This window comes from Streptomyces sp. NPDC026672 (assembly GCF_040638185.1).
Classification (GTDB): Bacteria; Actinomycetota; Actinomycetes; order Streptomycetales; family Streptomycetaceae; genus Streptomyces.
Genome location: NZ_JBEZXS010000093.1, coordinates 1 through 9684, shown reverse-complemented (window position 1 = coordinate 9684; position 9684 = coordinate 1). Strand labels below are relative to the sequence as shown.

Here is a 9684-nt window from a genome sequence, read left to right as displayed (position 1 = left end):
TACAACAGCTTCACGGCCCGCTGCGACGACGAGGCGGAGCGCGAACTGGCCGCCCACGGCGTCGAGGTGAGCCGCGGCCCCTCCGCCGTCCGCGTCAACCGGGCCGCCGTGCCGGGGTGTCCATCCCGGACCGCCGCGCCCGCGTGTTCAGTCCCACCAGAAGTGCCAGGCGGACTCCCCGACCAGGCCCTTGGCGTAGTCGGCGAGCTTGCCCGAGCCGCTCTCGGTGATGTTGTCCGGGCAGAACGCGAAGTGCTCCGCGGCCAGCGCCTCCGCCTCGGCGAGGGTGGTGGGCGGCGCGGCCACCGAGACGGCCAGGACGTCGAAGCCGAGGGCGACGACGCGTATGCCGTAGCGGTCCTCCCAGGAGCGCAGGACCGCGCAGAGCCGGGCCACGTCGTTCTCGTGGTTGAGCGGCCCGGACCAGCCCAGCGCGGCCGGTACGTCGGCGGAGCGGCGGGCCGGGACGAGGGCCAGGCGCAGGTCCTTGAAGCCGCTGCCCGACCCCGCCGTCAGGGAGTCGGCGAGCCGGGCGGCCGCCGCGGCGGCCTCGGCGGGATCGGTGCCGCGCGGGTGGCCGGGGGCGAGGCCGGGCCACTCCGGGCCGAACGGGGCGAGCAGTTCGGCGAGTTCGAAGCCGGCCGCGAAGGAGTCGCCGCCGGCGGGACCGTTCCCCGTGCCGGCCTCCGCTTCTTCCTCCGCTTCTTCCTCCTCCTCGTCCTCCCAGTACTCCCAGTACTCCGCGAGGACCTCCTCGGGGTCGTGGTCGCCCGGGTACGAGGTCTCGCCGGGCGCCAACTCCCAGTCCTGCGGGCCGCCCTGGGTGTCACCCGCGTCGACGAGCACCGGGAGCAGCCCCACGCGTCCCGCGGGGGTGCCGAGCGCGGTCCAGCCGCCGGGCGCGGCGGTCGTGTCGGCCTGCCACAGCAGGGGCTGTGACCACGGCCCGTCGAGGGTCGTGTCGATCAGTCTTCCGGGCGGCAGCGAAAGCCCGAGGGAACGCCCACTGGGATCGCCGGCCAGCGAGGGCAGCGGATTGGGAAGAGTCGCCATACCGGTGACTGTAGGCGGTCGCACTGACACCGCGGGCCGAGCCCGTCCCCGTACGACAGTGGCGCGGCGTCCGGAGGAACCGGTCGCCGCGCCACCCGCGTGCTACTTCCCGTGGATCACAGACGCTCGGGGGTGCGGATGCCCAGGAGCGCCATGCCGCGGTGCAGGGTGCGGGCCGTCACGTCGCACAGGAAGAGGCGGTTCTCCACCTGCTCGGGCGTGTCGGCCTTCAGCACCGGGCACTTGTCGTAGAACGACGTGTACAGCGACGCCAGTTGGTACAGATACGCGGCCAGCTTGTGCGGGGCGTACTCCCGCGCCGCCTCCCCGACCGTCTCCGCGAAGCCGTCGATGTGCAGGCCCAGCGCCCGCTCGGCCTCGTGCAGCGCCAGCTCCGGGTGCGCGGCCGGGCGGACCTCCCCGGCCTTGCGCAGGATCGAGCGGATACGGGCGTACGCGTACTGGAGGTACACCGAGGTGTCGCCGTTGAGCGAGACCATCTGGTCCAGGTCGAACTTGTAGTCCCGGTTCGCCGACGTCGACAGGTCCGCGTACTTCACCGCGCCGATGCCCACCTGGGTACCCCGCTCGGTGATCTCCGCCTCCGACAGGTCCTGCGCCTTCTCGCGCACCACCGCCGAAGCCCGCTCGATCGCCTCGTCCAGCAGGTCGACCAGCCGCACCGTCTCGCCCTCACGGGTCTTGAACGGCTTGCCGTCCTTGCCGAGCACCGTGCCGAACGCCAGCTGCTGCGCCTTCACCCCGTCCCCGAGCCAGCCCGCCCGGCGAGCCGTCTCGAAGACCATCTTGAAGTGCAGCGACTGCCGGGCGTCCACCACGTACACCAGCGTGTCCGCCTTGAGGTGGAAGACACGGTCCCGGATCGCCGACAGGTCGGTGGCCGCGTAGCCGTAACCACCGTCCGACTTCTGCACGATCAGCGGCACCGGGTTGCCGTCCGGGCCCTTCACGTCGTCGAAGAACACGCACAGCGCGCCCTCCGAGCGGACGGCCACCCCCGACTCCTCCAGGAGGCGGCAGGTCTCGGCCAGCATGTCGTTGTAGCCCGACTCGCCGACGATGTCGGGGTCCCGGACCTCCATGTCCAGCTTCTCGAAGACGGAGAAGAAGTAGATCTTCGACTCGTCCACGAACTTCTGCCACATGGCGAGGGTCCTCGGGTCCCCGGCCTGGAGGTCGACCACCCGGCGCCGCGCCCGCGTCTTGAACTCCTCGTCGGAGTCGAAGAACCTGCGCGCGGCCTTGTACAGGCGGTCGAGGTTGGACATCGCCTCCTCGCCGGTCACCTCGGCGGCCTTGTGGTCCAGCTCGTGCGGGTGCTCGTCCAGGTACTGGATGAGCATGCCGAACTGGGTGCCCCAGTCGCCGATGTGGTGCCGGCGCACCACGCTCTCGCCGGTGAACTCCAGCAGCTGGACCACCGCGTCGCCGATCACGGCGGACCGCAGGTGGCCGACGTGCATCTCCTTCGCCACGTTCGGCTGGGCGTAGTCGATGACCGTCGTGCCCGGGTCCTCGGCGAAGGGCACACCGAGGCGGCCCGTCTCGTCCGCGTACCGCCGCGCCAGGTTCGTGACGATCGCGCCGTCGCCGATGGTGATGTTGAGGAAGCCGGGGCCGGAGACCTCGACGTCCTGGATCACGTCACCCGACTCGATCCGCGCGACGACCTGCGTCGCCAGCTCACGCGGGTTGGCCTTGTTCCGCTTGGCGAGGGCCAGGATGCCGTTGGCCTGGTAGTCGGCCCGGTCGCTTCGTCGCAGCAACGGGTCCGCGTCGGCGGCCTCCGGCAGGACAGCCGAGAGGGCGGACGCGAGGCGCTGCTGGACGGAGTCGCTGAGGGACGTGACCGAGGCCATGGAGTGGATGCCGTTCTCCTCGTGGGACGCATGGACACGCCCAGTATCCCATGGGGTGCAAAGCGGTTTTCCCGGCCGCACACCGGTCTGTGAGAATGGGGTGTCACCCGTTCAGAAAGAAGGACGTGCCGATCGTGGCTCAGAGCACCGAGACCACCGACTGGGTCTCCCGTTTCGCGGATGAGGTCATCGAGGAATCGGAGCGTCGGGCCCCGGGCAAAGCGGCATCGGCCGCCACCGCCCCGGTGATCGTCGTCGCCTCCGGACTCTCGCCCTCGGGCCCCATCCACCTGGGCAACCTCCGCGAGGTCATGACGCCGCACCTGGTCGCGGACGAGATCCGCCGCCGCGGCCGGCAGGTGCGCCACCTCATCTCCTGGGACGACTACGACCGGTACCGCAAGGTCCCCAAGGGCATCGCGGGCGTCGACGAGGAGACCTGGACCGAGCACATCGGCAAGCCGCTGACGTCCGTCCCGGCACCCGAGGGCTCGCCGCACCCGAACTGGGCCGAGCACTTCAAGGCCGCCATGACCGAGTCCCTGGCCGACCTGGGCGTCGAGTTCGACGGCATCAGCCAGACCGCCCAGTACACCTCCGGCGTCTACCGCGAGCAGATCCTGCACGCCATGCGGCACCGCGCCGACATCGACGCGGTCCTCGACCAGTACCGCACCAAGCCCAAGCCCGCCAAGAAGCAGCAGAAGGCCGTCGACGAGGCCGAGCTGGAGGCCGAGGAGGGCTCGGGCGCGGCGGACGAGGACGACGGCAGCTCCGGCTCCGCCGGCTACTTCCCGTACAAGCCCTACTGCGGCGACTGCGGCAAGGACCTCACCACCGTCACCGCCTACGACGACGACACCACCGAGCTGACCTACACCTGCGGGGCGTGCGGCTTCACCGAGACCGTCCGGCTGAACGAGTTCAACCGCGGCAAGCTGGTCTGGAAGGTCGACTGGCCGATGCGCTGGGCCTACGAGGGCGTGGTCTTCGAGCCCTCCGGCGTCGACCACTCCTCGCCCGGCTCCAGCTTCCAGGTCGGCGGCCAGATCGTCGGCATCTTCGGCGGCCAACAGCCCATCGGCCCGATGTACGCCTTCGTGGGCATCAGCGGCATGGCCAAGATGTCGTCCTCCCGCGGCGGCGTGCCCACCCCGGCCGACGCCCTGAAGATCATGGAACCCCAGCTGCTGCGCTGGCTGTACGCCCGCCGCCGCCCCAACCAGTCCTTCAAGATCGCCTTCGACCAGGAGATCCAGCGGCTCTACGACGAGTGGGACAAGCTCGCCGCCAAGGTCGCCGACGGGTCGGCCCTCCCGGGCGACGTCGCCGCGTACACCCGCGCGACCGGCACCGCCGCGGCCGAACTGCCGCGCACCCCGCGCCCGCTGCCCTACCGCACGCTCGCCTCGGTCGCCGACGTCACCGCCGGCCACCAGGACCAGGCCCTGCGCATCCTGTCCGACCTCGACCCGGCCCACCCGCTCGGCTCCCTCGACGAGGCCCGGCCGCGCTACGACAGGGCGGAGGCGTGGATCAACACCCACGTCCCCGCCGACCAGCGCACCATCGTCCGCGACGAGCCCGACGCCGAACTGCTCAAGTCCCTCGACGACGCGTCCCAGCAGTCCCTGCGACTGCTGCTCGAGGGACTGGCCGAGCACTGGTCCCTCGACGGACTGACCCACCTCGTCTACGGCGTGCCCAAGGTCCAGGCCGGGTTCGCCGCCGACGCCACGCCCAAGGAACTGCCCCCGGAGATCAAGACCGCCCAGCGGACGTTCTTCGCGCTGCTCTACCACCTGCTCGTCGGCCGTGACACCGGCCCGCGCCTGCCCACGCTGCTGCTCGCGGTGGGACAGGACCGGGTGCGGGCGCTGCTCGGGCAGTAACACCCCGTCGTACGACGAAGGGGGCGCCCGGCGAACACCGGGCGCCCCCTTCGTCGTACACCGCGGGCCTAGGCGATGTGGTCCTCCTCCAGTTCCGCGTTGTAGCGGTTGGTGAAGCGGTTGACCATGCGCTTCGCCTCCTCGAAGGCGAGGGACCTGCCGAACTCGGCCTCGGTGTTCTCGCCGAACTCCCGCGGGGTCGGGTAACCGCTCCCGCTTATCGACTTCTTGAACACCTGGTAGTACTCCTCCTCGCCCGGCTCCGGAGGCTCCGGGACACCGCCGCCCTCGCCCAGCTCACGGGTACGGCCCGGGGAGACCGGGATCGGGAAGCTGCCCGTGTCCTCCATCGACGGCGGCTCCGGGATGACCTCCTCCCGGTACAGCGGCTCCTGGTACGGCGGCTGCGGGACCGGCTGGTCCTGGTACCCCTGCTGGTCCTGGTAGCCCTGCTGCTCCTCGTACCACTCCCCGTACTGCTCCTCCGGGTAGTACTGCGGAGGTACGTACGTGGGGTCGTAACCGCCCTGGTAGTCGGCCTGCTGGGGGGTGTTCTTGAACCACGGGTTCTGCTCGTCGGGCACCTGCGGCCGCTCATCCTGCGCGCCTTGCTGCCGCGGGACGAACGCCGGTCCGGCACCCCGGTCGGCCGCCGCCGGGGCCTCGGACGCGGGCAGTTCCGGCTGCTGCTGGACCGGGGGCAGCACGGCCGGCTCGATGCCCGCCGCCGCCAGACCGGTGGGGGCCGTCTCCGCCAGGGGAACGCCGTAGCGGGCGAGCCGCAGCGGCATCAGCGACTCCACCGGGGCCTTGCGGCGCCACGCGCGGCCGAACCGGGAGCGCAGCCGGGCCTGGTAGACCAGGCGCTCCTGCTCCAGCTTGATGACCTGCTCGTAGGAGCGCAGCTCCCACAGCTTCATCCGGCGCCACAGCAGGAACGTCGGCACCGGCGAGAGCAGCCAGCGGGTGATCCGGACGCCCTCCATGTGCTTGTCGGCCGTGATGTCCGCGATCCGCCCGATCGCGTGCCGGGCGGCCTCGACCGAGACCACGAACAGCACCGGGATGACCGCGTGCATGCCCACGCCCAGCGGGTCGGGCCAGGCCGCGGCGCCGTTGAACGCGATCGTCGCCGCCGTCAGCAGCCATGCCGTCTGCCGCAGCAGCGGGAAGGGAATCCGGATCCACGTCAGGAGCAGGTCCAGGGCCAGCAGGACGCAGATGCCCGCGTCGATGCCGATCGGGAAGACGTACGCGAAGTTCCCGAAGCCCTTCTTGAGGGCCAGCTCACGGACTGCCGCGTAGGAACCGGCGAAGCCGATGCCGGCGATGATCACGGCGCCGGCCACGACCACGCCGATGAGAACGCGGTGCATCCGGGTCAGCTGTATGGGCGCGGCCACCGGTATTCCCTCCCCTTGCGTGTTGTTGCGCGCAACAGGGTGGCACATGTGCGCGACGCGCGTGGCCCCGGTACGTCAGGAGGACGTCCGTCAGCTCTTCGCCGCCGCGGACTTCGACGGCGAAGCACCCGCCGTCGAGGGCGACTTGGACGGGGACGGGGTGTTCGAGCCGGTTCCGGAGCCGCTTCCGGAACCGGAGCCGTTGGCCGAAGTCACCGCCCCCACCGTCTCCTTGGCCGCCTTCTGCGCGGCCTTCGCCAGACCGTCCGCGTCCGGCGTCTTGTCGCCCGCGAGACCCGCGCCGTTGTAGTCGACGGTGACGACGACGTTCTCCACGCGCGCCACCACCGTCTGCTGCTTGAAGGCGCCTTCCTTCTTCTTCAGGTCGTAACGCACCGCCGTCGCCTGGTCGCCGGTGCCCGTCACCGGCGTCGACGTGGTGTTCTTCGCACCCGCGACGGACTGCGCGTCCTGGATCTGACGGGCGTAGTACGCCTGCGCCTGCTCGTTGCCCGAGCCGCGGCCCGCGTCCGACTCGAAGCGCAGCAGGGAGACGTTGAGCCAGCGGAACTGCGAGCCCTTCACCCCGTTGTTGTCCAGGCTGCTCCAGGAGCAGCTGGCCCGCGACGCCGTGTCGTCCGACGTGCCCTTCTTCGCCGACTTCGTGCCCTCCGGGACGAGCTCGCCCAGGGTCTTCTTCGACAGCACCCCGCACACCTCGGGCAGCGTGCGGTACGCGGCCGCCTGCACGGTCGGGGACGTGCTCACCGACCCGGAGCCGCCGCCCGGGGCGGCACCCGAGGCGCTGCTCGCGGTCGGCTCGGCCGCGGCGTCGCTCGAACCGGAGTCCGAGGAACAGCCGGCGACGACGAGCACCGCCGGAACGGCGGCCGCGCAGACAAGCACACGGCGCAGCCTCCCGGCCCGCGGGTCACGCTGGTCACGACGGTCGTCACGCTCGGCTGCTCGCTGCATGGTTCCTTCACTCGAAACGCTCGGGGTTCCTGCGGTGGGATCGGGTCCGAGGGGCCACGGTACGCGGTGAAGAAGCTGTGCGGTTCTCGTTCACGTGCTTTGCGTACGGCCTCGGAAGGGGCCGCGGGGACGGTCAGCCGCTCAGCGAACCGGCCAGCCGCGCGGCCAGATTCCGCGCCCTGTCCTGCATTTCCTTGCTGTCCGGAGCGGCCCCGCCGGCCGTCGGCTGCTCCGCGTACTCGATGGTCACGATCACGTTGGACGTGCGGAACACCACAGTCACGGTCCGCTGTTCGGCCGTCGAACCGGAGCTGCCGAGCTGGTCGTCGAGGAACGCCTCGTCGCCGAGACCGGTGAGCGCGCGCGGCTGGAGGTCGGCGGGGGCGCCGTCGGCCGGCGCGGACGTGGACGCGGACGCGGGGGCGGACGGCGACGGCGAGCCGGAGGGCGAGGCCGGTGCGGAGACCGGTGCGGAGGCCGAGGGCGCGGTGGGCCCCCCGGACGCGGGGGCGGACGGGTTGCCGGACGCGCTCGGCTCGGGCAGGTCGGCCGCGATCTCCTTGGTCGAGAAGAGGCCGTGCGCCTCGTCGTCGTCGCTGACGGCGTTGTCGTACGACACCACGCGTTCGAGGTCGACCAGGAGGTGGTCGGTGGCGGTGGCCGACTCGACCTTCCAACGGCACGCCACCTTGCGGTCGTTGTCGTACGTGAGGGCCGGCTCGCCCTCGTACGCCTTGTCCCGCTGGACCGGGTCGGCCAGCTGCTTGATGCCGGGCAGGAGCGAGTCGAGCGTGCCGTGGGAGACCGAGCGGCAGGCCTCGGGGAGGGTGCGGTAGCGGCCGGGCTGGGCCGCCGGGGCCGCCGTACCGGCCTCGCCCGGGTTGGCGTCGTCGGTGCTGCCGCCGCCGTCGGAACCGCTGGTGCAGCCGGCCAGCAGCGCCGCGAGGAGTGCGACGGTGCCGGTTACGTACGCCTTCCGCTGCACGGTCGGGCTCCTCTCGACGGGCTTGGCGCGCTCGGGTTCTCCAGTGTCCCCGCTGGTTATTCGCTTGCCGCAGCGGGGCGCCCCCTGGAGACAATGTGTATCGCACGCACTGCCGTGAACGCCGGTCCGTTGTCGCTTTTCGCCGACCTTGGCGTTGCTTTTGCGTTCTGTCGCAATTAGTACTTTTCTTGTCCTTGGGGGGAATGAGGCAGACATGTCGTACGTGGAGATGGCGGGCGCGAAGGTGCCGATCCGGATGTGGGCGGATCCGGCGACGGTCGAGGACGTGGCTCTCCAGCAGCTCCGCAACGTCGCGACCCTGCCCTGGATCGAGGGTCTGGCGGTCATGCCGGACGTTCACTACGGCAAGGGCGCGACGGTCGGTTCCGTGATCGCGATGCGGGGGGCCGTGTGCCCGGCGGCGGTGGGCGTGGACATCGGCTGCGGGATGTCGGCGGTGAAGACGTCCCTGACGGCCGACGACCTGCCCGGCGACCTGTCCCGCCTGCGCTCCAAAATCGAACAGGCCATCCCGGTGGGCCGCGGCATGCACGACACCCCGGTGACCCCGACGTCCTTCCACGCCCTCCCGACGGCGGGCTGGACGGACTTCTGGGGCCGGTTCGAGGGCGTGGCACAGGCGGTCAAGTTCCGCCAGGAACGAGCCACGAAGCAGATGGGAACGCTCGGCTCCGGCAACCACTTCGTCGAAGTATGCGTGGACGGGACCGGTGCGGTGTGGCTCATGCTGCACTCCGGTTCGCGCAACATCGGCAAGGAACTCGCCGAGCACCACATCGAGGTGGCGCGCGGTCTGCCGCACAACCAGGGGCTGGTCGACCGTGACCTCGCGGTGTTCGTCGCGGACACCCCGCAGATGGCGGCCTACGAGCACGACCTCTACTGGGCCCAGGCGTACGCGAAGTACAACCGGTCGATCATGATGGCGCTGCTCAAGGACGTCGTCCGCAAGGAGTTCAAGAAGGCGAGGCCGGTCTTCGAGCCCGAGGTGAGCTGCCACCACAACTACGTGAGCCGCGAACGCTACGAGGGCGTGGACCTGCTCGTCACCCGCAAGGGCGCGATCCGCGCGGGCTCCGGCGAGTACGGCATCATCCCCGGCTCGATGGGCACGGGTTCGTACATCGTGAAGGGCCTCGGCAACGAGATGTCCTTCAACTCGGCCTCGCACGGCGCCGGTCGGCGCATGAGCCGCAACGCGGCCAAGCGGCGCTTCTCGACGAAGGACCTGGAGGAGCAGACGCGGGGCGTGGAGTGCCGCAAGGACTCCGGTGTCGTGGACGAGATCCCGGGCGCCTACAAGCCGATCGAGCAGGTCATCGACCAGCAGCGGGACCTCGTCGAGGTGGTGGCGAAGCTGAAGCAGGTCGTCTGCGTGAAGGGCTAGGGCGTGTTTCGAAAGTAGCGCCGTCCGCCCGGAGGGCGGGGCCCGCGGCGTCTGGTGCGTGCAATCGCAAGGCGGAGGATCGCCCTCG

The 9684-nt window shown here is 70.8% G+C and carries 7 protein-coding genes; 2 read left to right on the top strand and 5 right to left on the bottom strand.

Annotated elements, in window-relative coordinates; translation table 11 throughout:
- Positions 1–147 precede the first annotated feature (147 nt).
- Positions 148–1053: a DUF4253 domain-containing protein gene (locus tag AB0F77_RS42755; RefSeq protein WP_361960140.1), complete on the bottom strand. Its 906-nt coding sequence runs from the start codon at positions 1051–1053 to the stop codon at positions 148–150.
- A gap of 116 nt (positions 1054–1169) precedes the next feature.
- Positions 1170–2933 (bottom strand): arginine--tRNA ligase, encoded by a 1764-nt coding sequence (gene argS, locus AB0F77_RS42750; RefSeq protein WP_361960137.1) that lies wholly within the window; start codon positions 2931–2933, stop codon positions 1170–1172.
- A 125-nt stretch (positions 2934–3058) separates the two neighbouring features.
- Between argS and lysS the strand changes: the two genes are divergently transcribed.
- A complete protein-coding gene (lysS, locus tag AB0F77_RS42745; protein WP_361960134.1) occupies positions 3059–4825 on the top strand; it encodes a lysine--tRNA ligase in 1767 nt (588 codons plus the stop codon).
- A 68-nt stretch (positions 4826–4893) separates the two neighbouring features.
- Here the strand turns inward: lysS and AB0F77_RS42740 are convergent, their stop codons facing one another.
- The 3 genes from AB0F77_RS42740 to AB0F77_RS42730 all read right to left on the bottom strand — a co-directional run bounded on the left by AB0F77_RS42740 (position 4894) and on the right by AB0F77_RS42730 (position 8188).
- Positions 4894–6201, bottom strand: coding sequence for a DUF2637 domain-containing protein (locus AB0F77_RS42740; RefSeq protein ID WP_361960143.1), 1308 nt, complete (start codon positions 6199–6201; stop codon positions 4894–4896).
- A 117-nt stretch (positions 6202–6318) separates the two neighbouring features.
- Positions 6319–7203: a DUF3558 domain-containing protein gene (locus tag AB0F77_RS42735; RefSeq protein ID WP_361960131.1), complete on the bottom strand. Its 885-nt coding sequence runs from the start codon at positions 7201–7203 to the stop codon at positions 6319–6321.
- Between the two features lie 133 nt (positions 7204–7336).
- On the bottom strand, positions 7337–8188 hold the full coding sequence (locus AB0F77_RS42730; RefSeq protein ID WP_361960128.1) for a DUF3558 domain-containing protein: 852 nt from the start codon (positions 8186–8188) through the stop codon (positions 7337–7339).
- Between the two features lie 214 nt (positions 8189–8402).
- Here AB0F77_RS42730 and AB0F77_RS42725 point away from each other — a divergent pair, with 214 nt between their 5' ends.
- Positions 8403–9596 carry an RtcB family protein gene (locus tag AB0F77_RS42725; protein WP_361960125.1) on the top strand — a complete coding sequence of 398 codons (1194 nt, stop codon included), beginning with the start codon at positions 8403–8405 and terminating at the stop codon, positions 9594–9596.
- The last annotated feature ends 88 nt before the right edge of the window (positions 9597–9684 follow it).